We start from the raw sequence: 23,826 nt of genomic DNA, 5'->3' as shown, positions 1-23,826 counted from the left end.
CGCGACTCCGCGACGCCTGCGAGGGCGTGCCGCGGTCAGGACTCCCGCTCGGCTATGTAGCCCTTTTTACACTCGGGGCAGATGTCGCCGGCCCGCATCGACGACGAGGACGCGCCGCGGGCGTGGCCGCAGTTCGGACAGTAGTACTCGACGGCGTCGTCGGGGGCTTCGTTGCCGACGTTCGACTCGTCGGCCCGGACGAAGTCGTCTTCGCCCTCCGCCTCGACGTACTGCCCGTTGGCCTGCTGGCTCGACGAGCCGTTGTTCTCGGGCGTCAGACCGCCGCCGAACGAGACCGAGACGGGCTCACCGTCGTCTGGCTGGGCGTTCCAACCCTCGTCGTCGCCCGGCGCGTCGGGCCACGCGCCGCGTTCGCGGGTCTGGCTCCCATCGGGCTCCGCCTCGGCGTCGGTCTCGACGCCCGCCTCGGCGTCCGCGTCGATGAACTCCGCGTCGTCGCCGTCGGCCGGCGGCGTCGGGTCGTCGGTCTCGACCTCGTCGACCTCGTCGGGCCACTGCGTTCGGTCGCGGGTGGCCGACTGCTCTTCGTCGTCGTCGAGGATGATGCCGTCGTCGGTCACGGGCGGCGCGTCGGCGGTCCCGGCGTCAGCAGTGCCGGCGTCGGCGCTCGCGGCCGGCTGGTCGCCGGGTTGGTCGGCCGGCTGGGCGTCGGGCGTATCCGCGCTCGCGGCCTCGGTCGGCTGTTGCGCCGCGGGGTCCGGGGTGGCGTCCGCGTCCGTCTCAGCGGCGGTTGCGGCGTCGGCTTCGGCCCGCGTCTCCGCGTCCGGAGCCGTCTCGATGGCGGCGTCCTCGGCGTCGGAGACGCCGGGCTGCGGGTTCGCCGGCTCGAAGCCGGCGGCCGCGGTCTCGACTTCGCCCTCCGTCATCCCGACCTCCTCGGGCGTTCGGATGGCCGTGACCTCCTTGTTCTCGCTGATGACCTGTTCGTGTCCGCACCGCGAGCAGACCTGTATCTCCCGAATCGAGACGACCACCTCGTCGCCGCGTTCCTCGCGCTCCCGTTCCGTCTCGGCGTCTCCGTAGGAGTGCCCGAGAAGACGGCAAGTAAGTCCCATTACGCGAGGATTCCGGGATTCGGAAACAAAAAGCTACCCCCTGCCTGTCGGACGCCCGTCAGACGGGCGGTACAAGTAAACAGGAGGCGAACGATGTACCCGCTATGAGAGCGAGGCGGGAGTTTCGGAACCGCCGCGACATCGAGGTCGCGGTGCTCGACGCGCTCGTCGACCGCCACGACGAGGGGATGACGGTGTTCGAACTCCGTGCCGCCGTGGACGCCGACATCGACACCATCGAAGAGGCGCTGTCGGCGCTGAAAGACGAGAGCCTCATCGTGGTCGAAGAGGCCGACACGGGGGTCCTCATTCACGCCGACGAGCGCGTCGTTCCGGACCCGAGCGAAGCCGTCGAAGAGGACGCGTCGCTGTTCGAGAGACTCCGCGAGCGGTTCGGGCTCTGAGCGCGGCGACGCGGAGCACAGACTCGTTTTGACTACCCGCCCGCCGGCCCGCGACCGACGCCGGGTCGACCCCGCGACCGAAAACCGGGACGGCCCCGAACCAAAAGCCGGGGGTGTCGTCCGGGAGTGGGAGGGTTTTACGCGCCGAAGGCGAAACGGGGAGTAATGACACTCGTCGCCGACATCCACGAGGCACACGGTGCGACGTTCGAGACGCGCGGCGGAATCGAGGTCGTGAGCCACTACGGCCGCCCCGAGCGGACCCACCGCGCCGTCAGAAACGGCGTCGGCGTCATCGAACACGGCTACGGCGTGGTCGTCGTCGAGGGCGAAGACCGGGTCGACTACGTCGACAACGCGGTGACGAACACCGTCCCCGACGAGGACGGCGAGGGCGTCTACGCCCTGCTTCTCGACCCCGACGGCCGCATCGAGACGGAGATGTACGTCTACAACGCGGGCGAGCGCCTGCTGATTTTCACCCCGCGGGACCGCGCCGAACCGCTCGTCGAGGAGTGGGGCTCGAAGACGTTCCTCCAGCGCGTCAAGATACGCGACGCCTCCGACGAGTTCGGCGTCTTCGGCGTCCACGGCCCCCAGTCGACCGAGAAGGTGGCGAGCATCCTCTCGGGGGCGGGCGCGCCGGAGCCGGAGCTCTCCTTCGTCCGCGGCTCCATCGGCGGCGAACTCGGCGTCACGGTCGTCGCCTCCGACAACCCGACCGGCGAGGAGGGCTACGACGTCATCTGCCGGGCGAAGGACGCCGAAGACGTGCTCGACGCGCTCCTGTTCTACGGCAACCCCTCGGTCCCTGTGGGCTATCGGACGTGGGACAGTCTCACCGCCGAGGCCGGCACGCCGCTTTTCGAGTCGGAACTCCGCGGCAACGTCCCGAACGTCGCCGGCGTCCGCAACGCGCTGGACTTCGATAAGGGCTGTTTCGTCGGGCAGGAACTCGTTTCGAAGATAGAAAACCGCGGGCGACCCTCGCGCCGGCTCGTCGGCTTCCGCGCCGACGCCCTCCCCGACTCGGGTGCCGAGGTCTCGGCGGACGGCGAGCCGGTCGGAACCGTCACCCGCGCCGTCGAGAGCCCGATGCTCGACGCGCCCATCGGCTTCGCGCTCGTCGACTACGGCCTCGATACCGACGCCCTGAAAGTCGCGGTCGACGGCGACCGCGTCGAGGCGACCCGCGAGTCGCTCCCGTTCGTCGAGGGGAGCGCGGTGTCGGCGCGGCTGCCGACGTATCCGGGCGAGAACTAGACTCGGTGTGCTTGGCGGCTCCCGGCCGTCTCAGAGCAGTTTCTTCAGGTGCTCGCGCGAGAAGAACGAGCTCGGCTTGTCCATGTGGACGCCGATTTCGCCCGACAGCGACCGGAGGCCGACCCGTTGGAGCCACTCGGGGAAGGAGTAACACCGGCGCACGAGGTGGCCCAGCCGAATCTCCCGCGAGAGTTCGTCGCGCCACGCCGACTCGTAGGCCGACAGCGTCTCGGGGTCGTCGGGGTCGATGGTCGACGCGGCGATGTCGGCCGCGGTCATCCCGTAGAGGATGCCGCCGCCGGTGAACGGCTTGGTCTGTGCGGCCGCGTCGCCGACGAGGAACGCCCGCCGGGTCGTCGTCCGGTCCGGCGGGCCGATGGGAATAGCTCCCGAACAGAAATGCTCCGTCTCCACGTCGTAGGTGCTCGTGAGCGCGTCGAACAGCTCGGTGACCTCAGCGCCCGGCGGGGCCGCGAGGCCGTACTCGACGCCGGCGTCGCCGCGGGGGATGCGCCACGCGAAAAAGCGCGGGACCGTGAGGTGCACGTCCACGAAGTCGCCGTCGTCCGGGTCGGGGTCGAACGCGAGGACGCCGTGGAGCGTCTCCGACGGTTCGGGGAGGTCGAGCGCCCGGCGGACCCGCGAGGTGGGGCCGTCACAGCCGGCGACCATCTTCGCCTCGAACTGGACGGTGCCGGCCTCGCCGGCCACGCTCACGGTCAGTCGGACACGGTCGTCGAGTTCCTCGACGGCGGTGACGGTGTGGCCCTCGCGCACGTCTGCGCCGGCGTCGCGGGCGCAGTCGGCGAGGGTGCGGTCGAGTTCGACGCGGTCGATGACGTTCGAGACCTCGCTTTGCTTGTAGAACGGGTAGGCTTTCGAGTTCGGGCCGCCGACGCGGAAGTTCGCCCCGTAGATGCGGTTCTGAAACAGGCGGTCGCGCGCCTCGTCGGGGACGTACTCCCAGATGTCGGTGCTGACGTGGCCGGAGCACGCGAGGGGCGTCCCGACCTCGCCTTTCTCCAGCGCGAGCACGTCGTAGCCCGCGTCGGCCGCGCGGCGGGCGAACCGCGCGCCGGCGGGACCGACGCCGACGACGGCGAAATCGTACATGGTTGGGCGTCGCCGCGCCGACCCATGAATCTTCTCGCTTCGGACGAGGGAACCGCCCCGATGGAAACCGCCCGACTACGCGACGACCGCCAGCCCCGCCGCGGTCCGCCGCGTCCCGTCCCACGGGACTTCGATTCGGTCCCACGAGTCACCGAAATCGGTCGTCCGATAGAGACCGCGGTCGTTCGCAGCGTAGCACTCGCCGCCGGTTCGCCCGGCGGCCAAGACCGCGCGGGTCGCGCCCGACCCGGTCGGCAGGCCGGTCTCGTCGAGTCGGTCCCACGACTCGTCGCCGTCGCCCTCGTCGTCCGGCGAGTCCCGCCTGCGGTAGAGGTACGCCGCCGCCGACTCGACTCGGTGAGCGCGCATCGGCCCGGAGGCGGCCGTCAGAAGCACCGACTCCGGGTCCGCGGGGTCGACGGCGACGCTCCAGCAGTAGCCGTGGCCGAGCCCCGCGGTCGGCGTCGTCCACGTCTCGCCCGCGTCGTCGGTCTCGGCGTAGCCGTCGCCCGCGGCGACCCAGACGCGACCCGGCCGGTCGGGGTGCGTCGCCATCGAGTGCGTGTCTCGCTTGCTCGACGCCACGCGGTCTTGCCACGTCTCGCCGCCGTCGAAAGAGCGGACGAGCGCCCCGGCTTCGACCGCGACGAACAGTCGGTCGGCGTCGGTCGGGTCCGGCTCTATCCAGCGGACGTGGTGGGTGTGCGGGCGGGGCGGGAACGCCCACGACGACGCCGAATCGAGGGCCGAAAGCGGCGCGAGTTCGGCCCACGTCTCGCCGCCGTCGCGGGAGCGGAAGACGGCCGAGGGCTCGGTGCCGGCGTAGACCACGTCGGGGGCGGCCGGAGAGACGGCGAGGCTCGTCACCGACTCGGGGAGCGCGTCGGTGCCGACCGCGTGCCACGACGCCCCGCCGTCGGTCGTGCGGAAGACGCCGGCGTCGAAGGTCCCGCAGAGCGCCCGGTTCGGCGCGCGCGGGTCGGCCGCGACGCACTCGATTCGGTGCTCGCCGAGTCGCCGGCGGGTGGTCGAGTCGTCGGGCGACCCCGCGACCGCGAGGACCGCACCGTTGGCGGCGGCGTAGAGCTGCATGGAGGACGTAGGCGCTCGGGGATGAAAAACGCGGGTGCGGGGTGAGTCGCGGTGGGAGCGACGACGACAGGTCCCGGCGCTCGTCGTGGCCCTCGCGCTCGCGGGCGTCGGCTACTGGTGGTACCGGCGGCGCTGAAGGACGGTCGATGCTGAAAAAAGTCCGCGGACGCTCAGTCGTCGGCCGGCGACGCGGGGGCCGGCATCCCCCCGGGCGTCGTCGGCTCGCTGACCCACGCCTGCCACGCCATGATGAGCATGGAGACGATGAGACAGACTCCCCACAGGAACGTCGTCGGAATCAGGAACGTCAGCCCGAACCCGACGCCGACCCAGATGGTGAGCGGTAACAGCCACTGCCCGACGACGAACAGCCCGCTCACCGCCGCCCGGAGTCTCCCCGTCAGTGCGAACGCGTCCACCGCGAACCCCATCACGACCGCGAGAATCGACAGCACACCCAAGTGCGCGTGGCCGCCCACCAGCCACGACGGCACGCCCCCAGATTCCAGCAGCGTGTACTGGTGCAGTCCCACCACCATCATCGTCGCGAGCCCGAGGAACCCCGACGTTTTGAGTATGCGTGACATACACATGGAGAGACGCGAAACGGTCGGAAATGTCTTTCCCCGGAGTAGTTTGATTGGCGAAAGCGTCTCGCCCGGCGAGCGGCCGTCGGCCGAACCGAGCGTGAAAACGAAACGTCGCGGTTACGGCGACGCGCGGCTCAGTCGTCGTCGTTCGTCACTTTCGCGGGCTTGCGGCGGTCCGACCGCGGCCCCTCCTCGTCCACGTCGGGGAGGTAGTCGCGGAGGTACCGGCCCGTGTGGGAGTCGGGGTTCGCGGCGATTTCCTCGGGCGTGCCGCTGGCGACGATAGTGCCGCCGCCCGCGCCGCCCTCGGGGCCGAGGTCGACGATGTGGTCGGCGTTCTTCACGAGGTCGAGTTCGTGTTCGACCACGAGCACGGTGTTGCCGTTGTCGACGAGGCGCTGGAGCACCTCGATGAGCTTCCGCTCGTCTTCCTTGTGGAGGCCGGTCGTCGGCTCGTCGAGCAGGTAGAGCGTGTCGCCGGTCTGCTTCTTGCCGAGTTCTTCCGCGAGTTTGACGCGCTGGGCCTCGCCGCCGGAGAGGGTGGTCGACGGCTGGCCGAGCTGCATGTAGCCGAGGCCCACGTCGTGGAGCAGTTGGAGGCGGCGGCGAATCTGCGAGTTCGCCTCGAAGAAGTCGAGCGCCTCGTCGACTTCCATGTCGAGCACGTCGGCGATGGTCTTGTCCTTGTACGTCACGTCGAGCGTCTCGGCGTTGTAGCGCGCGCCGTTGCACTCCTCGCAGGGCACGTACACGTCCGAGAGGAAGTTCATCTCGATTTTGACGTTGCCCTGTCCCTTGCAGGCCTCACAGCGGCCGCCCTTGACGTTGAAGGAGAACCGCCCCTTCTCGTAGCCGCGCTGTTTCGAGAGCTTCGTCTCCGCGAACAGCTCGCGGACGTAGTCGAAGACGCCGGTGTACGTCGCCGGGTTCGACCGCGGAGTGCGGCCGATGGGCGACTGGTCGATGAGCCGCACCGTCTCGATGTCGTCGTAGCCCTCGATGGCGTCGTGCTCGCCGGGGTCGACGGAGGTGTTGTCGTTCATCCGACGGGCGAGCCCCTTGTAGAGAATCTCGTGCATCAGGGTGGACTTACCCGACCCTGAGACGCCGGTGACGGCCGTGAACGTCCCGAGGGGAATCGGCACGTCGAGGTCGTCGAGGTTGTGCTGGCGCGCGCCGCGGACGACGAGTTCGCCGTCGCCCTCGCGGCGGCTCTCGGGCACGTCGATGTCCTTGCGGCCCGAGAGGTAGTCGGCCGTGATGGAATCGTCGGCCGCGACGATGTCGTCGAAGTCGCCCTGCGCGACGACCTCGCCGCCGCGCTTGCCCGGACCGGGACCCATGTCGATGATTTCGTCGGCCCGGCGCATCGTCTCCTCGTCGTGTTCGACGACGATGAGCGTGTTACCGAGGTCGCGGAGGCCTTCGAGCGTGTTGAGCAGCTTGTCGTTGTCGCGCTGGTGGAGGCCGATGGACGGCTCGTCGAGGACGTAGAGGACGCCCACGAGGCCGGAGCCGACCTGCGTGGCGAGGCGGATGCGCTGGGACTCGCCGCCCGAGAGCGTGGCGGCCTCGCGGTCCAAGGTGAGGTATTCGAGGCCGACTTCGGTCATGAAGCCGAGGCGGGCGCGAATCTCCTTGAGAATCTCCTGTGCGATGGTGCGGTCGCGCTCGGAGAGCTCTGTTTCGAGCCCCTCGAAGTGTTCGAGCGCGCCCGCGATGGTCATGCGGTTGACCTCGGGGAGCGTCGTGCCGCCGACGCGGACGTGCCGGGACTGCTCTTTGAGCCGCGAGCCGTTGCAGTCGGGGCAGGTCGTGACGGCCATGAACTCCTCGATGTGGTCGCGCGTCCGGTCGGAGTCCGTCTCGACGTGACGGCGTTCGAGGTTGCCGACGACGCCCTCGAAGGAGTGTTCCTTGTGGCGCGTGCCGTTTTTCGTCGTCCACTCGAACACCACGTCCTCGCTCGTGCCGAACAGGAAGGCGTCCTGCACCTCGTCGGAAAGTTCCTCGAACGGCGTGTCGACGCTGACGCCGAAGTGGTCCGCGACGTTGTCGAGCTGGCGGCGGTAGTACGTCCGGTTGTAGCTCCACGGCTCGAAGACGTGCTTCAGCGGCTTTGAGGGGTCGGTGACGACGAGGTCGGGGTCGACCTCCTTGGCCTTGCCGAGGCCCTCACACTCCGGGCAGGCCCCGTGGGGGCTGTTGAACGAGAACGAGCGCGTCTCGATTTCGGAGAATCGGAACGACGAGTTCGGGTTGCCGAGTTCCTCGGAGAACTCGACGACGAGGCGGTCGTCGCCCTCGCCCGCGAGCGACCCGGTCGACCGGGTGTTGGAGGCGAAGGGCAGGTCCGCCGGCGGGTCGGGGACGATGAGTTTGAGGACGCCGCCGGCCTCCTCAAGCGCGGTCTCGACGGAGTCGGCGATACGGGAGCGCGCCTCGGGCGCGACTTTCACGCGGTCGACCACCACGTCGATGGTGTGGTCGTAGTTCTTGTCGAGTTCGGGCGTCTCGAACGAGAGGTCGAACTCCTCGCCGTCGACCTCGACGCGGGCGTAGCCCTCGGAGACGAGGTCCGAAAACAGGTCCTTGAACTCGCCTTTCTGGTCGCGGACGACCGGCGCGACGACCTTCGCGCGGGTCCCTTCGGGGAGTTCGAGAATCTGGTCGACCATGTCCTGTGCGGACTGCTCGCCGACCTCCTCGCCCGTGATGGGGTCGTACTGGGTGCCCACGCGGGCGTACAGGAGGCGGAGGTAGTCGTGGAGTTCGGTGACGGTCCCGACGGTCGACCGGGGGTTGTTGGCCCCGTTCTTCTGGTCGATGGAGATGGCGGGCGAGAGGCCCTCGACGGCCTCGACTTTCGGCTTGTCCATCTGGCCGAGGAAGTTCCGCGCGTAGGCCGAAAGCGACTCGATGTACCGCCGCTGGCCCTCCGCGTAGACGGTGTCGAACGCGAGGGAGGACTTGCCTGACCCCGACAGGCCGGTGACGACGGTGAACGTCTCGCGGGGGATGCGAACGTCGAGGTTCTTGAGGTTGTGCTCTTCGGCACCGCGAACCTCGATGTAGTCCTTGCTCATTCGGACGACTCTAGGAACGAGAGGACCGAATAGCCATCGGTTCGGGCCGTTCGAGCCGCATCGCTCGCGGCTGCGAGTCGGGGAGAAATCGGAGCGTAAGCGGGTGTCGTCCGCCGTCGTCAGCCGTTGAGCTTCTGCCGCGAGATAGAGATGCCCGTGGGCGTGATGACGATTTGGTCGTCGCCTTTCTGGACGATGTCGCCGTCGACCTCGCGCGCGACCTGTCGGAGGTCGTCGATGATGTGCTCCATCGTGCTGTCGGAGGTCGTGTGGCGGGTGATGTCCGCGATGACCAGGTTGCCGTCGTAGACGGCGTCCTTGATGGCGATAACGTCCTGCTGGCCGCCGATTTCGGCGATATGAACCGAGAGGCCGGCGTCGCCGCGAGCGGTGTCGAAGTCGTCGAGGTCGAGTTCGACGTAGTCCTCGGTCGTTCGGGAACCACCACCACCGAGAATCTTACTCATGATACCCATAGGACGTAGAGAGGCCACAACGGGGTTAGTTCTTACGTCAGACGATTGTCTGATTTCAGACAGGTCTCGCCCCGACGACGCGCCGAATCGCCGGCAGAACCGCCGCGAGCGCGTGCGACCGTGGAGTCGGCGGTTCCAGCTGGCGTCCGACGCGCGCGGGGCGGTCGCGGCGTTTCGCCGGGTGTTTTTAGCCAGCGGCGCGCGGGGGCAGACGAACACGATGACCTTCAGCATCTGCGTCCGCGAGCCGTACGTCGACGCCGACGGCGACGACCAGCACCGCTTCGGCGTCGCCGTGACGACCCGCCTGCCGGGCGTCGGCGCGCTCTGCCCGTTCGCAACCGAACACGGCGCGGTGGCGACACAGGCGCTGACGAACGTCGAACTCGGGGAGAAAGGCATGGACTACCTCGAAGACGGCCTCGCCGTCGACGACGCCTTACAGGCGCTGTTGAACGCCGACGACGGCCGGGCGGAACGACAGCTCCACGGCGTCGGTTCCGAGGCGACGTTCGCTTTCACCGGCGACGACTGCCTCGGCTGGGCGGGCCACCGCGAGGGCGACGCCTACACCGTCGCGGGCAACCTGCTCACGGGCGAGGCGGTCGTCGACGCCACCGCCGACGCGTACGAGCGGACCGCCGGCGGCGACGAACCGCTCGCGAAACGACTCATCGACGCGCTCGGCTCGGGGCACGCCGCGGGCGGCGACAAGCGCGACGACCTCGACATCCAGAGTGCGGCCGTCGTCGTGACCTCGACCGAGGACCGCGAGATGGAGCCGTACTACAACGACCTCCGCGTCGACGCGACGGAGACGCCGCTGCGCGACCTGCGGGAGACGTTCTCGATGGCGCGGGAGGGGTACGAGGCGGCGCTGGAGAAGTACGCCGAAGCGTAGCCGGGCGGAGCGCACGCCGACCCTGAGACCGCGGCGGTCGGCTCAGACCGAGAACTCGAAGAGGTCGTCGCCGACGTGGTGGATGGATTCGACGACCTTGCCGGAGTCACCGACGAGGTCGGCCCCGTCTTCGAGCGCGCGACCCACGGCGAGCACCTTGCCGTGGGTCTCCTCCGCGATGACGACCAGGTCGCCCGCCTCGATGGACTCGTCGGCCTCGGTGATGCCGGGGCGCATCACGTCGGCCCCGCTGGAGACGAACGAGACCGCGCCAGCGTCGACCGTGACGACGTTCGTCGTCGGCGGGAACTGGTTCGCGCCCTTGACCGTGAGAAACGGCTGGTCGTCGACGTACATGACCGCCGGCTCGCCGTCGACGAGGACGACCTCGTAGTCGGCGTCCGCGAACTCGACCGCCTCGAACGCGTCGCCAGCGAGGGCGACGCCGAGGGACGATTCGATGGAGTCGCACAGCGCGTCGATCTCGTCGCTTCGGAGGTGGTGGCGAGACTTGACCTTCATACCGGGTCGTGGACGCTCACGGCCGATAAATCGACCGCTCCGCGTCGAGTGGTCGGTGATGCCCCACGGCGGCCGGTCGAGCGCGAGCCGCGTCGGCGTCGGACGCGCGTCAGACTGTAACAGGATAAACTGCTAAGTACGACTGGGTCCACTCCCCTCATATGTGGCGCTCCCGGACGAACCGGGACCGGAATCGTGTCGTGTGCATCGCATGCGGTGACGCGGTCCTCCGGTCGGCGGCGCGCGAGTACGACAAAGAGGGGAACCGCTGGGAACGACACGGCAAGCGGTTCGAACACCTCTGTAAGTCCTGTTACCGGGGACTCTGCCACCAGCCCCGCGAGGAACTCGAAGGCCTCCTCGTCGACATCGAAGAACGCGGCATCTCCGACGAGGAGTTCCTGCTTCGCTACTTCGACGCGGTCAAAGAGCGGTACGAATCGCCCGGCGAGCGCGGTCGCTGAAGACGGGTTCGGCGGCCCGTCGCCGGGCCACGCAAACGCGCGCCGACGAGTGATATCGATTCTCGTACGTCGCGGCTCGTGCCCGACACTCATTTCTCCCTGCCCCGTCTAGTCGGGGCTATGTCAGACGACGCGCAGGCGTACGCCGGGACCGCCGAAGGGCAAGGACCGGTGGAGATAGACGCCGAACTCGCGCGACACCTCCAGAACAAGCGCGAGGAACTGTTCGAGGAGTTCGAGATTCGTGACGCGTTCCCGCCGGAAGTCCTCTCGGAGGCGCGTGCGCGCACCGACGGCGTCCACGAGGAGATCGAAGACGAACTCGAACACCGCAAAGACCTCCGCGACCTCACGACGTGGACGACCGACCCCGTCGACGCCCAGGACTTCGACGACGCCCTGAGCATCCGCGAGAACGAGGAGACGTACACGCTGTGGGTCCACATCGCCGACGTGACCCACTACGTCCACCCCGGCTCGGAGATGTGGGCCGAGGCCGTCAAGCGCGGCAACACCGTCTACCTCCCCGCCTACACCATCCACATGCTCCCGCCGGCGCTGGCCGAGACGGTCTGTTCTCTCGTCCCCGAGGAGGACCGCCTCGCCCACACCGTCGAGATGGAAATCAAGAAGGACACGCTCTCGTTCGAGTCTATCGACATCTACAAGTCCGTCATCCACTCCAACGAACGGCTCACCTACACGCAGTGTGAAAACCGGCTGGAAGACCCCGACCTCCCCCTCCACGAGGAGAACGCGCTGGTCTTCGACCTCGCGGACCAACTCCACGAACAGCGCAAGGAAGACGGCTCGCTCGTCCTCAACCCGAGCCGCGACCGCGCCCACACCATCATCGAGGAGTGCATGCTGAAGGCGAACAAGGCCGTCACGCACGAACTCATGTGGAACCGCGGCGTCGAGGCGATGTACCGCGTCCACCCGCAGCCGACTCCCGACCAGTGGGACAAAGCGCTCCGCGAAATCACCGAACTCGACGGCGTGAGCATCCAGTCCACGTCGTGGGACGAGCCCCGAAAGGCCGTCAACGACGCCTTGGAGAGCGCGAACTCCCGCACGCTCAACAAGATTCAGCGCGCCGTGCTGAAGGTCATGCCCCGCGCGAAGTACATGAACGACCCCTTCGGCGGCCACTACGCGCTCAACTTCGACATCTACGGCCACTTCACCTCGCCAATCCGCCGGCTGTCGGACCTCATCAACCACTGGATCGTCCACGAAAACGACGTACCCGAAGATCTCGTCGAACTCTGCGACCGCGCCTCCGACCGCCAGAAAGACGCCGAGACGGCCGAGCGACTCTACAAGCAGTTCCTCCAAGAGGTCGGCTTGGACCCCTACGCGGTCAACAACCGCGGCATCGTCACCGTCGACGACGACGGCGAGGTCATCGACGAAAACGGCCTCCCGCCGCAGGAATAACCCGGCGGTCGCTCCCGTTCGACCACTTGTTTTTGGCCGACGAGAATCCACCGGCCGCTACTGGCGAGACGGGCGCGGAGTGACGGACTCGTAACCGAGAGGCTGAACGGTGGCCCGCGTCCGACCGCCACGACCGCTTACTCCTCTTGTTTGTGCGTGAACAGGAGCACGTCGCCGTCGTGTTGGGTCACACAGAGGTCGAGCATCATGCTCAGTTCGAGGCTGTTGTAGTCGTTCTCGCAGACGACCAAGTCGTCGAACGGCTTCTCGCACGCCGGACAGGCGATAGAGACGGTGTTCTGGTAGGTGGTGACGCCGCCGCTCGACTCGTAGGGCGTGAGCGACGACCGGAGTTCGTCGAGTTCCTCGTCGTTCATGGACGTGTTGTGCGCGCGGCGTGCGTATAATTCTTCACGGTCGGACATCGGTCACGGTCGGACGTGGCAGCGGATTGCCGACTCGCGACTGCCGGCTCACGACCGCCCGGCGTCGTCCAGCCCGCAGACCCACCGGAAGTGCGGGTGCACCCACGACAGCCCCGCGGCGTTGGCCTCGACCCACGACGACGGGTCGCTCAGCCGACGCGACAGCACCTCCGCGCGCTCCTCGTGCGTTCCCTCCCGGTCGAACGGTATCAGTTCGAGCGTCCGCGACGCGGGGTTGAAGAAGACCGCCCGCTCGGTGTCCGCGTCGAGTCCGACCAGCCGCGAGCCGTTGGCGTCTCTCTGGAGCAACGCCTGCGCCATCCGGTGTTGGTGGACCCCGCGGCGCGTCTCGCGGAGTTTCGAGACGATAGCTCGAAAGAGGGCAGACGGGTCCGACGGGGGTTCGCCTCGTCGTGTTTCCATACCGACGCCTCGGAGCGAGACGGTAAGAGGGTCCGCCATGAGCGGGGTGAAAGTGTCGGGTTCGGCGGAAGTGAACGATGTTTCCGAGCGCGCTCGACGGCCGAGTCACGCTCGGACGACGAACAAAGCCGGTTTTCGTTCAGCAACGCTGACCGGCCCGAGCTCGTCCGGTACGACGGGGAGTGGTACTTCGTTCGGGTCGCGATTGTGTAGTCGTAGAGCGCGACGACTCAGTATTCGCCACGGTGGGAAGCGTCACAAAAACAGCGGTAGCCTAGGCTGTGAGGTACTGTGCAGAAATGACAATTTTAAAATAATTCTCTGCGTACGATGAGACTATGGACGTCCCTCCAAAAGACTTCATGCTGGGGCGGTCCAGCGCATGGTCCAGTAGATTTGTACTGGTAATTGTTTCGTTTCCTTCGATTGGATTCGCTGCGGTCGTATCTCGATTTCTTGGTATCAGCTCACCGAATTCAATCGTTGAACTTCTCTATTTTATAAGCACGTACTGCACTCTACTTGCCATATCGATGTTCAGTTCGTACTTCGCGGCATATCAACTCGGCATTGGACGGCAATGAGAAACGGGACGTACATCTGTTCGCGACGCAGTTGATACTCGCAGGGCTCCTGACGGAGTCACGACTCGCCGTGTTGCGTCGCGAAAATGGTAGTGGACTCGCGGGGTCCCCGTGAGCGAAGCGAACGGGGGCAAGCGAGTCCATTGACTGACGGAACGAAGTGACGGAAGGAAATGGACTCGCGGGGATTTGAACCCCGGGCCTCTTCCTTGCGAAGGAAGCGATCTGCCACTGATCTACGAGCCCTCATTCCCACGGAGTCGTGGGATACACTTATACCCTATGTTTTGTCCGCAGTCGGGCATGCGATAGCATCCCGTTCCGTCGGGCGATTCTGCGGGCGTCTGCTCGCGCGTCGAACGGAAGTGAGATGACACGCGCCTTAGCGCTGAAAGTCAGCTCGGAGGCAGAGTCCTCCGGACGCGCGCCTCGACAACCGCGAGTGTGACGGGCGGGCCGTCACGAACGGGCGGCCCGGGAGAGCCCGGACAGCGCCGTCGTTAGTCTTCGAGGACGATCTCGATGCTGACGTCGTTCGGAACCTGAACGCGCATCAGCTGGCGCAGAGCGCGTTCGTCAGCGTCGAGGTCGATGAGACGCTTGTGGACGCGCATCTCCCAGTGCTCCCACGTCGCCGTCCCCTCGCCGTCAGGCGATTTGCGGGCGGGGACTTCGAGCGTTTTCGTGGGCAGCGGGATCGGCCCGCTGAGGTTGACGCCCGTCTTGTTCGCGATCTCGCGGACGTCGTCGCAGATATCGTCGAGGTCTTCCGGACTCGTGCCGGCGAGCCGAACGCGTGCCTGTTGCATCGTTATCGCTCGTTGACTTCGAGCACTTTGCCGGCCGCGATGGTCTGACCCATGTCACGGACAGCGAAGCTGCCGAGCTCCGGAATCTCGGAGGACGGCTCGATGCTGAGCGGCTTCTGCGGACGGACGGTCACGATGGCAGCGTCGCCGGACTTGATGAAGTCCGGGTTCTCCTCAGCGACCTCACCCGACGCGGGGTCGAGCTTCTGGTCGATGGACTCGATGGTACACGCGACCTGCGCCGTGTGGGCGTGGAAGACCGGCGTGTAGCCAGCGGTGATGACCGAGGGGTGCTGCATGACGACGACCTGCGCCTTGAACGTCTCGGCGACCTTCGGCGGGTCGTCGGCCGGGCCACAGACGTCGCCGCGGCGGATGTCGTCCTTGCCGACGCCACGAACGTTGAAACCAACGTTGTCGCCAGGTCCGGCCTGGTCGACTTCCTCGTGGTGCATCTCGACGGTCTTGACCTCGCCGCCGACGTCAGAGGGCTGGAAGCTCACGTTGTCGCCGGGGTTGAGGGTACCCGTCTCGATACGGCCGACCGGGACCGTACCGATGCCGGAGATGGTGTAGACGTCCTGGATGGGCAGGCGCAGCGGCGCGTCCGTCGGCGGCTGCGGTGCCGGCAGGTTGTTGAGTGCTTCGAGGAGGATGTCGCCGTCGTACCACGACGTGTTGTCGGAGCGCTCGGCGATGTTGTCGCCCTCGAAGGCCGAAATCGGGACGTAGGTCGCGTCGTCGGAGTTGAAGCGGACCTGCTTGAGGAGCTTGTTGACCTGCTCCTTGACGTCCTTGTACTTGTCTTCGCTGTAATCGACGACGTCCATCTTGTTGACCGCGATGATGAGTTCGCCGATGCCCAGCGTGCGGGCGAGGAAGACGTGCTCGCGGGTCTGCGGCGCGACACCGTCGTCGGCGGCGACGACGAGTACCGCGTTGTCAGCCTGCGAAGCACCGGTGATCATGTTCTTGACGAAGTCGCGGTGGCCAGGACAGTCGACGATGGTGAAGTAGAACTCGTCCGTGTCGAACTCCTGGTGGGCGATGTCGATGGTGACACCGCGCTCGCGCTCTTCGGCGAGGTTGTCCATGACGTAGGCGAATTCGAATCCGCCCTTGCCCTTCTCCTCGGCTTCCTCTCGGTGCTGCTCGATGACGTGCTCCGGGACGGAGCCGGTCTCGAACAGGAGTCGGCCGACGAGCGTACTCTTACCGTGGTCGACGTGGCCGATAATGGCCAGGTTCTGGTGGGGTTTGTCGCTCATTGGTGTGGTCACGCGCTAAGGCGCTCTGTGGGGAATGTTTTTGCTGAAACCCCTAAAACGATTTCGATACGCGCTACGGGCCGTCTAACCGCCGTACTGCGATTTGCGGAACCATACCACGGTCGTGGGGGCAGGGAGTTTAGCTGAAGTCGACAGTCGAAGAAAACGAGAGGTACGAGCCCTCTGTACGCCTATTCGAGCCGAGAAACGTCGGACAAGACGGCCGTCGCCGTCTCGGGACCGCCCGCTCCGCGGCCGCTGATGTTCAGCTGCCCCGCGTGTTTGGTCTCCAACTGGACGATGTTCTGCGTGCCCGTGACCGACAGCGCGGAGCCCTGCGGAATCAGCCGCGGAGCCACGCGAACCCCGTCGGCGGTCGCCTCACCGATGAGTCTGACCGTCCGGCCGTCCTCGGCGGCGAGGTCGAGCGCCGTCCCCGGGACGTTGCGGATTCCCTCGACTGCGGCGTCGTCGAGCGCGTACTCCGTCTCGCCGTCGGAGAGGACGTTCGCGAGGATGACGAACTTCAGCGCGGCGTCGATGCCGTCGACGTCGAAGGTCGGGTCGGCCTCCGCGACGCCGAGGTCTTGGGCTTCCGCGAGGACGTGCTCGTAATCGAGTCCCTCGGCGGCCATCCGCGAGAGGATGAAGTTCGCCGTCCCGTTCAGCACGCCGCGCGCGGCGGTCACGTGCGGCGCGCCGAGGTCCGAGATAGTCGAGAGGATGGGAATCGCGCCGCCGACGGCCGCCTCGAACTGCACCGTCCCTCCGCTTTCGGCTTCGAGCGCGCGCAGGTCGGCGTACCGTTCCGCGACCGGGCCTTTGTTCGCGAGCACCACGTGGCGGTCGTCGGCCAGCGCCCGCTCGACGTGCGAGAAGCCGGGTTCGGCGTCACCGAGCGTCGTCGGCGTCGCCTCCACTAACACGTCGTAGTCGACGTCGAACACCGCTCCGGGGTCCGCCCCGCCGACCACGCCCTCGCGTTCCTTGCGGTCGTGGACCGCGCTCGGGTCGAGACCGTCCGGGTCGACCACGGAGGACGACGAGTCCGCGAAGGCGACGACCTCGTGCCCGTAGTCGCCCGCGAGGTCGAGCACCGAGCCGCCGACCGCGCCCGCGCCGAGCACGGCGAGTCTGAGGCTCATTGGGACCCCTCCGCGAGCGGTTCGACGACGTGTAGCTCCTTCTCGGCGGCGATGTCACGGACGACTCCGAGCGTCTCGTCGACGCGCCCGGAGCGGACCGCGAGTCGGAGCCGGGCGCTCGACGCCTCGTCGGTCCCCTCGCGGGCCGACAGCGACAGGTCCTGAAGCGTCGCGTCCGCCGAGGACTCGATTCGGTGGAGCGTGTCCGAGAGGTCGGAGTCGACGATGTCGCCGACGAGGATAACCATCACCTCTTCGCCGAAGTGCTCCGCGCCGGCGCGGATGACGTTGACGCCGGCGTCGCGGAGCGCCTCGACGATACGCGCGAAGCGGTCGGGCGGGCATTCGAGGTCGACCTCCACGGGGATGTGTCCGCGCGGCGTCAGGCTCCCGCGCTCGTGGAAGATGGAAAGCAGATTCCCGCCGTTGTCGGAGATGGGCTTGAGCGCGGCCAAAAGCTGTCCGGGCTCGTCGACGAGTTCGAGCCGAATCGTGTGCGGTTTCGGCATCTCGCCGCTTCCGTCGGCCTCGGCGTCGCTCTCGCCGTCGAGGTCCTGTGCGCTCATCGCCCCACCTCCGTGGGCCGTCCCGACGCTGTTGTCCGCGACGCGCGGTTCGGTCGTGGTTTCGCGTCGTCGCGCCAGGAGTCGAGAGACGTACCCTTACGCATATCTACCCGTGATTCGGCCACGCGGTATAAGCCTTCGCAGCCGACACGGTTTGCCGACGCCGGGAGCGTGCTGGCATGTGTCACAGACGGCCGCCGAGAAGCGAAGCGAACGGTAGATGCGGCGCGGATGGGGCCGACGGACCGGGGCTATCGCTGCCCGGGTGAAAAAACGAAAGAAAGCGCGAAGGGTCGCGCTTAGATGTAGTCGATAGCCTGCGAGAGCTCGAGCTTCATGCCCTTGCGCTCGCGGATCTCCATAATCTTCTCGCGCTGGAGGTTGTCCGAGAGCACGCGGAAGCCGGCGTTCTCCGTGTTCCAGGAGGCGCGACCTTCCGTCGCGGAGCGCACGTCAGACGAGAAGCCGATCATCTCTTCGACGGGCGCGATGCCCTCGATGACCATGAGGTCACCCTCCTGGTACATGTCGTCGACGCGGCCGCGGCGACCCTGAATCTCGCCGGAGGCCGAGCCCATGTACTCGGACGGAACGTCGATGCGGACGTTCTGGATGGGTTCGAGGAGCTTCACCTGGCCCGCGATGAGCGCGCGGTGGACCGCGTCGCGCGTCGCAGGGATAACCTGGGCGGGACCGCGGTGGATGGTGTCCTCGTGGAGCCGCGCGTCGTGGAGTCGCAGGAGCGTCCCCTGAACGGGTTCCGCGGCGAGCGGACCGTCGTCGAGCGCCTCTTCGAGACCCTCGATGACGAGTTCCATCGTCTCGTTGAGGTGCTGGATACCCTTCGTGTCGTCGATGAGGATGTTCGTCCCGTGGATGTGTTCGACGTTCTGGGACGTGTCCTTGTCCATGCCGGCTTCCTGCAGCGCCTCGCGGCGCTCCAGTTCGGGCATGTCCATCGAAATCTCGCCGAGCTTGATGGAGTCGACGATGTCCTGCGAGAGGGGCTCCGCCGTGATGTAGAACTTGTTGTGGCGGTTCGGGGAGACACCTTCGACCTCGTGGGACTCGCCCTGGACCTGCTCGCGGTAGACGACAATCGGCTCACCGGTGCGGACCGGGATGCCCTGGTTGTCGCGGATTCGCTGGGTGATGACTTCGAGGTGGAGCTCGCCCTGACCGGAGATGAGGTGCTCGCCCGTGTCCTCGTTAATCTCGATGCGGATGGTCGGGTCCTCCTTTGCGACCTGCTGGAGCGTCTGGATGAGCTTCGGCAGGTCGTCCATGCGCTCTGCCTCGACGGACTTCGTGATGACAGGCTCGGAGATGTGCTCGATGGACTCGAACGGCGTCATCTCGACGGACGAGACGGTGGAACCCGCGATGGCGTCACGGAGCCCCGTGACGGCCGCGATGTTCCCCGCGGGAACGCCGCGGTCGAGTTCCTCGCGCTCGCCGCCCATGAACACACCGACGGACTGGACGCGGTTCTTGCCCGCGGTCCCGGAGACGTAGAGCTCCTGGCCCTTGCGGATGGTCCCGGAGAACAGGCGACCCGTGGCGATTTCGCCCGCGTGGGGGTCCATCGAGATGTCGGTCGCCATGAAGACGACTTCGCCGTCGTCGTCGACTTCGCGCATCTGGCGCGCGAGGTCGGACTCGGAGTCACCGCGCCAGACCGTCGGGATACGACGGGGCTGGGCGTCGAGCGGGTTGGGGAAGTGCTCCGCGACCATGTCGAGGACGACGTCCGAAAGCGGCGTGCGCTCGTGGAGTTCCTGGCGGTCGCCGCCGCGTTCGAGTTCCATGATGTCGCCGAAGGAGATGCCGGTCTCCTCCATCGACGGCATGGAGACGCCCCACTTGTAGAGGGCGGACCCGAAGGCGACGGTGCCGTCTTCGACGGAGACCGTCCAGTCGTAGTCCTTCTCCTCGGTCATCCCGCGGATAAGCTCGTTGACGTCGGAGATGACGTCGACGAGGCGCTTCTGCATCTCCTCGGGACCTTCCTGCAGTTCGTTGATGAGGCGGTCGACCTTGTTGATGAAAAGCGCCGGCTTGACGCCCTCGCGGAGCGCCTGACGCAGGACCGTCTCGGTCTGCGGCATGGCTCCCTCGACGGCGTCGACGACGACGAGCGCGCCGTCGACGGCGCGCATCGCGCGGGTCACGTCGCCACCGAAGTCGACGTGGCCCGGCGTGTCGATGAGGTTGATGAGGTGGTTCTCGCCTTCCCATTCGTGGGTCATCGAGACGTTTGCGGCGTCGATGGTGATGCCGCGTTCCTGTTCGTCTTCCTTCGTGTCCATCGCGAGCTGCTGGCCGGCAGTCTCGTCGGAGATCATGCCCGCACCTGCGAGGAGGTTGTCGGAGAGGGTCGTCTTACCGTGGTCGACGTGAGCGGCGATGGCGATGTTCCGGATCTGCTCCGGCTTGTCCATCAGTTTCTCACATTCCTGGACGATCTTCTTTCGTCGGCCCATTATACAGGGGTCTACCGGCAGGAGGGTCAAAAGAGTAGTGTTTTTGCCGAGCGGATTTCCCATTTTCAGCCGCCCTACCGCCGGGGTATGAGCATTTTTGTCACGATAGGCGCGACTGTCCGCCGGACGCGAATCTCGTCGCCGCGCTCGGCGCAAGAGTCATGTTGGTTGATAACATTCCTCAACTTGAATGGACCTCCGAGTCGTCGGGGGCGCACCGGCAGACCCGTTCTTGAGCGCCGCCGACCTGTTCGAAACCGAGTTCGAGCTTTCGTACCCCGTGTTCGTGCGCGTGCGGGACGACCCCGACACCCGAACGTGGGCCGGCCACTATCAGGACCGTCACGTCCTCAACATCTCCCGACAGGCCGCCACCAGCGCGATGGCCCGCGAGCTCGCGCTCCACGAGCTCTCGCACATGGCCCGAAACGAGGAAGGCCACGTCTCGCACTACCAGTCGACGCGCGAGGCGGTCTTTCTCGCGCTCGCGGGCCGGACCGTCGAGCGCCGAAAGCTCGCGCACTGCTATCAGATTGCCAACCACTGCAAGGACATCTACGCCGACGACCTGACGCTGTCTGTCGCGCCCGCGGACAAACTCGTGCAGTTCCTCGAATCGCAATTGGCCGCGGCGCTCGCCGACCGGCCGCAGGCGTCCGGGCGGCCGGGCTCTCGGCTCGTCACCGCCGGGTCGGACCCCGAAATCACGGCCGTGAACGCCGCGTTTGCGCTCGCGCTCGTGGAGCGACACGACCTCGTCGGGTCGGACCACCGGCTGTACGACCTCGCGCACGCCGCGGCCGACGACGCGCCGTCGGTGTCGCTCGACACGTTCAAAGAGCGGTTCCGAACGCTCGCCGCCGACCCCTCGAAAAGCGAGTACCGCCGGACGCTCGTCGACGTGGTGAAACGCTACGTCGTCAACCCCGGAGTGGCCGCCGACTGAGCGCCGCGCACCGACCGCGAGCGGACGGGCGAACGGTCCGCGGGCGTGGCGTGCCGGCGTACGGCGTCGCCACTCGGCGCAGTGAAAAACGAAAGAGAGTGGAGAGATTACCGGGCGGCTTCGGCGACGCGCTCTTTCTCCTCTTTCTGGGAGATAGCGTACGTCTGGACGTCGTAGTCGGCCGCGCCGATGAGCTGCTGTGCGAGCGCCTCGGCGGCGGTGGTCGTCGTCTTGTAGGAGCCGCTGAGCGTGCCCTGCGCGATGAACTTCAGCGCCTCGTCGACGCGGCGCTGCGGGGCGACGTCGACGGCCTGCGGGACCGAGATGCCGCCGTACTTGAGGCGGACGGTCTCCTCGCGGGGACCGGCGTTCTCGACCGCGCGGATGAGCACCTGCACGGGGTTCTCCTCGGTGCGCTCGTTGACGATTTCGAACGCGTCCTTGACGATTTTGCTCGTCTTCTGCTTGTGTCCCGTGTTGTCCTCGGTCTGCATCAGGCGGTTGATGAGCCGCTCGACGATGCTGATTTCGGACTTCTGGAACTGCTTCGAGGCGTGACGACCCATCGTGTGGGCGATGGGCGTCGCCTTGATGTACCGGCTCATGCTGGGGTCGGTGTACTCCATCTCGGAGACGTCCCAGACGCCGAACAGAAGCGCGTTCTCCTTTGCTTCCTCGCTGCTCGCCGGGGACTCGGGTTCGGGTGCGTCGCTTTCCGACATGGTTAGCGCACCGGCTTTTCGGCGTTCCCGCGGACGAGTTCGATCATCGAGACGCCGTTGACCTTCTCGACCTTGTAGTTGACACCCGAAAGGTCACCCATCGCGCGACCCTTCGCGCCACCGATACCGGCGATGGTGACTTCGTCGTGCTCGTCGATGAACGAAATCGCGCCGTCACCGGGACAGAAGGCGGTGACCTGCTTTCCGTTCTTGATGAGCTGAACACGGACGCATTTCCGAATCGCCGAGTTCGGCTGCTTTGCTTCGATACCGACCTTCTCGAGGACGATGCCGCGACCCTGCGGGGCACCCTCGAGCGGGTCGGACTTCTTGCCGAGACCGCGCTCACGGCGCGCGTACTCAGAGTCGGACCAGCGGCGCTTCTGCCGGTCCTGCTTGAGCTTGCGCGCGGCGTATTTGCCGTTCGCCATAGTGAACAACAGTTCCGGATGGAGCTACTTAAGCCTCCCTTTTCGAATCCGACGAGACGGCTTCAGGAGCGATTAGCGACCCCTAAGGAGGCATCTGAGGTCGTTTCGTAGATTCGAACGACGGCGCCTCCGCGTCGAAGAGGGACTAAACCGCCCGGAGATGGTGTCGTTTCACCCACGCATGCGAACGACCGCCACACCGGGGGGTTTCCGGTCTCGCGGGCGGCTCACTCGCCGTCGCGCCCCCCGACGAGGTCCACGTCGAGGCGGCCGCTGACTTCGCGGCCCGACGCCGGCCCGAGCGTCAGCCCCTCCTCGTCGAACCGTCGCTTGACGCGCCGTCGGTACTGCGAGCGAACATCGACGAGATTTGCGTCCATCGGCGAGCCGACCCAGAACTCCGTCTGGAGCCCGACCGAACTCCCGGCGAACTCGACGATGCGCGCGGTCGGCTCCGGGTCGTCCAGCACGCGGTCGTCCTCCCGCGCCGTCTCGACGAGTTCGCGGAGCGCCAGTTCCGCGTCGTCGGCGTACGCGATATCGACGCGTTCGGTGAGTCGGTAGCGCTCTCGGCCGTACGGGCGGGTGAGGGCGTTCGTCGTCAGCTCCGTGTTCGGCACGGAGATGGTCTCGTTGTTCACCGTCCGCACGCGCGTGACCCGGAAGTCGACCGCCTCGACGACGCCCTCGCCGCCCGGCCACGATATCCAGTCGCCGACGTTGAAGTCCGGGTCGGCAACGAGAAAGAGCCCGCTGATGAGCGCGCCGATGACCTCCTGTCCGGCGACGCCGACGACGAGCGTCAGCGCCGCGACGATGAGCGCGGTGTCGGTCAGCACCGAGGCGTAGCCCGCGCCGACGACGCCCGCAAGCGTCGCGAGCGCGATGACGACGGCGTGCGCGTAGGTCTCCGTCGCCGACTGCAACGTCGGGTTGTTCCGGTTCCGGGCGCTGACGAGTCGCGTCACGCCGGGGACCAACAGCAGCCGGCCGACGAGATAGACCACGACCGCCGCGGCGGCGAACCCCGCGGTCGCGCTCGCGAGCTCCTCGTAGTCCGCAAACTGCGTCGGGTCGAGTTGCCCGGCGGTGACCCCGACCGACGGTCGTATCGACGACATGCGTAGCTCGCCGTTCGGTGGGGACAAAAACGTGTGGTCGAGTCGGCCGCCGCGTTACGTCAACTGGATGTCGTCGATGTCGTAGTGGCGACGCGCCAACTCGCGGGCGGTGTCGATGGTCTTCCCGCTCGCGCCGATGGCGACGCCGCGGTCGGCTTCGGCGACCTCGACGTACGCGACGGTGTCGTTCTGCCGCGAGAGCGTTACGTGTCGGACGGCCGCCGGCGCGAGCGCGCTCGCGACGAACGCCTCGGGCGTGTCGGCGTCCTCGACCAGTTCGACCGTCCGGCCGAGTTGGCGTTCGACCGACTGGACGGTCCGCCCGCCCGGACCGATGGCCGTCGCCATGTCGCCCGCGGCGACGAGGAAGACGACCCGGTCGTCGAAGACGAGACAGTCGTGGGCGGTCGCCTCCGTCTCCTCCTCGAAGAGGGCGATGAAGCGCCGGGCCGTATCCGACAGCGTAACTTTCATCG

The 23,826-nt window shown here is 67.0% G+C and carries 24 protein-coding genes and 1 tRNA gene; 6 read left to right on the top strand and 19 right to left on the bottom strand.

What is annotated here, in order from left to right; genetic code table 11:
* Positions 1-35 precede the first annotated feature (35 nt).
* On the bottom strand, positions 36-1,076 hold the full coding sequence (locus DEQ67_RS02060; protein ID WP_115891394.1) for a DUF7093 family protein: 1,041 nt from the start codon (positions 1,074-1,076) through the stop codon (positions 36-38).
* A gap of 104 nt (positions 1,077-1,180) precedes the next feature.
* Here DEQ67_RS02060 and DEQ67_RS02055 point away from each other — a divergent pair, with 104 nt between their 5' ends.
* Positions 1,181-1,480: a DUF6432 family protein gene (locus DEQ67_RS02055; protein ID WP_004044525.1), complete on the top strand. Its 300-nt coding sequence runs from the start codon at positions 1,181-1,183 to the stop codon at positions 1,478-1,480.
* Positions 1,481-1,645: 165 nt separating this feature from the next.
* Entirely contained in the window at positions 1,646-2,743 is a 1,098-nt protein-coding gene (locus tag DEQ67_RS02050; protein ID WP_115891395.1) for an aminomethyltransferase family protein, read from the top strand.
* Between the two features lie 30 nt (positions 2,744-2,773).
* Here the strand turns inward: DEQ67_RS02050 and DEQ67_RS02045 are convergent, their stop codons facing one another.
* From DEQ67_RS02045 to DEQ67_RS02025, 5 genes are all read right to left on the bottom strand, one after another.
* The gene (locus DEQ67_RS02045) at positions 2,774-3,856 is read right to left on the bottom strand and encodes a geranylgeranyl reductase family protein (RefSeq protein WP_008605964.1); all 1,083 of its coding nucleotides are present in this window, start codon (positions 3,854-3,856) and stop codon (positions 2,774-2,776) included.
* Between the two features lie 75 nt (positions 3,857-3,931).
* Positions 3,932-4,948: a WD40/YVTN/BNR-like repeat-containing protein gene (locus DEQ67_RS02040; protein WP_004065329.1), complete on the bottom strand. Its 1,017-nt coding sequence runs from the start codon at positions 4,946-4,948 to the stop codon at positions 3,932-3,934.
* 170 nt (positions 4,949-5,118) lie between these two features.
* On the bottom strand, positions 5,119-5,541 hold the full coding sequence (locus DEQ67_RS02035; protein WP_008605965.1) for a hypothetical protein: 423 nt from the start codon (positions 5,539-5,541) through the stop codon (positions 5,119-5,121).
* Positions 5,542-5,672: 131 nt separating this feature from the next.
* The gene (gene uvrA / locus DEQ67_RS02030; RefSeq protein ID WP_115891396.1) at positions 5,673-8,624 is read right to left on the bottom strand and encodes an excinuclease ABC subunit UvrA; all 2,952 of its coding nucleotides are present in this window, start codon (positions 8,622-8,624) and stop codon (positions 5,673-5,675) included.
* Positions 8,625-8,743: 119 nt separating this feature from the next.
* The gene (locus DEQ67_RS02025) at positions 8,744-9,100 is read right to left on the bottom strand and encodes a cell division protein SepF (protein ID WP_004044531.1); all 357 of its coding nucleotides are present in this window, start codon (positions 9,098-9,100) and stop codon (positions 8,744-8,746) included.
* 220 nt (positions 9,101-9,320) lie between these two features.
* On the opposite strand from DEQ67_RS02025, the gene DEQ67_RS02020 reads away from it, so the two are divergent.
* Positions 9,321-10,001 (top strand): DUF1028 domain-containing protein, encoded by a 681-nt coding sequence (locus tag DEQ67_RS02020; protein WP_115891397.1) that lies wholly within the window; start codon positions 9,321-9,323, stop codon positions 9,999-10,001.
* A gap of 42 nt (positions 10,002-10,043) precedes the next feature.
* On the opposite strand, the gene DEQ67_RS02015 is transcribed toward DEQ67_RS02020, so the two are convergent.
* Entirely contained in the window at positions 10,044-10,523 is a 480-nt protein-coding gene (locus DEQ67_RS02015; protein WP_004044533.1) for an RNA-binding protein, read from the bottom strand.
* A gap of 161 nt (positions 10,524-10,684) precedes the next feature.
* Between DEQ67_RS02015 and DEQ67_RS02010 the strand changes: the two genes are divergently transcribed.
* Entirely contained in the window at positions 10,685-10,987 is a 303-nt protein-coding gene (locus DEQ67_RS02010) for a DUF7562 family protein (RefSeq protein ID WP_115802114.1), read from the top strand.
* Between the two features lie 120 nt (positions 10,988-11,107).
* Positions 11,108-12,427: an RNB domain-containing ribonuclease gene (locus tag DEQ67_RS02005; protein WP_004044535.1), complete on the top strand. Its 1,320-nt coding sequence runs from the start codon at positions 11,108-11,110 to the stop codon at positions 12,425-12,427.
* Between the two features lie 137 nt (positions 12,428-12,564).
* Here the strand turns inward: DEQ67_RS02005 and DEQ67_RS02000 are convergent, their stop codons facing one another.
* From DEQ67_RS02000 to DEQ67_RS01965, 8 genes are all read right to left on the bottom strand, one after another.
* Positions 12,565-12,804, bottom strand: a complete 240-nt coding sequence (locus tag DEQ67_RS02000) for a DUF7385 family protein (RefSeq protein ID WP_004065334.1) — start codon at positions 12,802-12,804, stop codon at positions 12,565-12,567.
* Between the two features lie 96 nt (positions 12,805-12,900).
* Positions 12,901-13,275, bottom strand: a complete 375-nt coding sequence (locus DEQ67_RS01995) for a hypothetical protein (protein ID WP_115860516.1) — start codon at positions 13,273-13,275, stop codon at positions 12,901-12,903.
* 758 nt (positions 13,276-14,033) lie between these two features.
* A tRNA-Ala gene (locus DEQ67_RS01990) sits at positions 14,034-14,105 on the bottom strand.
* Positions 14,106-14,359: 254 nt separating this feature from the next.
* On the bottom strand, positions 14,360-14,668 hold the full coding sequence (gene rpsJ / locus DEQ67_RS01985; protein ID WP_004044563.1) for a 30S ribosomal protein S10: 309 nt from the start codon (positions 14,666-14,668) through the stop codon (positions 14,360-14,362).
* 2 nt (positions 14,669-14,670) lie between these two features.
* Positions 14,671-15,936: a translation elongation factor EF-1 subunit alpha gene (gene tuf, locus DEQ67_RS01980; RefSeq protein ID WP_004044564.1), complete on the bottom strand. Its 1,266-nt coding sequence runs from the start codon at positions 15,934-15,936 to the stop codon at positions 14,671-14,673.
* A gap of 191 nt (positions 15,937-16,127) precedes the next feature.
* Complete coding sequence (locus DEQ67_RS01975) at positions 16,128-17,081, bottom strand: homoserine dehydrogenase (protein WP_115860554.1); 954 nt, start codon at positions 17,079-17,081, stop codon at positions 16,128-16,130.
* Complete coding sequence (locus tag DEQ67_RS01970; RefSeq protein WP_004065336.1) at positions 17,078-17,647, bottom strand: hypothetical protein; 570 nt, start codon at positions 17,645-17,647, stop codon at positions 17,078-17,080. The genes DEQ67_RS01975 and DEQ67_RS01970 overlap by 4 nt, the downstream gene beginning before the upstream one ends.
* Before the next feature lie 299 nt (positions 17,648-17,946).
* Positions 17,947-20,130, bottom strand: a complete 2,184-nt coding sequence (locus DEQ67_RS01965; protein WP_004044567.1) for an elongation factor EF-2 — start codon at positions 20,128-20,130, stop codon at positions 17,947-17,949.
* 190 nt (positions 20,131-20,320) lie between these two features.
* Here DEQ67_RS01965 and DEQ67_RS01960 point away from each other — a divergent pair, with 190 nt between their 5' ends.
* Positions 20,321-21,076, top strand: coding sequence for a DUF5781 family protein (locus tag DEQ67_RS01960; RefSeq protein ID WP_115860556.1), 756 nt, complete (start codon positions 20,321-20,323; stop codon positions 21,074-21,076).
* Between the two features lie 107 nt (positions 21,077-21,183).
* Here DEQ67_RS01960 and DEQ67_RS01955 read toward each other — a convergent pair whose 3' ends face one another.
* The 4 genes from DEQ67_RS01955 to DEQ67_RS01940 form a co-directional block, all read right to left on the bottom strand.
* Positions 21,184-21,798, bottom strand: coding sequence for a 30S ribosomal protein S7 (locus tag DEQ67_RS01955; protein WP_004044569.1), 615 nt, complete (start codon positions 21,796-21,798; stop codon positions 21,184-21,186).
* A 2-nt stretch (positions 21,799-21,800) separates the two neighbouring features.
* Complete coding sequence (locus DEQ67_RS01950; RefSeq protein WP_004044570.1) at positions 21,801-22,229, bottom strand: 30S ribosomal protein S12; 429 nt, start codon at positions 22,227-22,229, stop codon at positions 21,801-21,803.
* Positions 22,230-22,456: 227 nt separating this feature from the next.
* Positions 22,457-23,350: a mechanosensitive ion channel family protein gene (locus DEQ67_RS01945; RefSeq protein ID WP_115891398.1), complete on the bottom strand. Its 894-nt coding sequence runs from the start codon at positions 23,348-23,350 to the stop codon at positions 22,457-22,459.
* A gap of 54 nt (positions 23,351-23,404) precedes the next feature.
* Positions 23,405-23,824 carry a NusA-like transcription termination signal-binding factor gene (locus DEQ67_RS01940; RefSeq protein ID WP_004044572.1) on the bottom strand — a complete coding sequence of 140 codons (420 nt, stop codon included), beginning with the start codon at positions 23,822-23,824 and terminating at the stop codon, positions 23,405-23,407.
* Between the last annotated feature and the right edge of the window lie 2 nt (positions 23,825-23,826).

The sequence above is a fragment of the Haloferax sp. Atlit-48N genome (assembly GCF_003383015.2).
GTDB classification, from domain to species: Archaea; Halobacteriota; Halobacteria; order Halobacteriales; family Haloferacaceae; genus Haloferax; species Haloferax volcanii.
The sequence above is the reverse complement of the archived record's forward strand: the minus strand, read 5'-3'. Positions and strand labels throughout refer to the sequence as shown.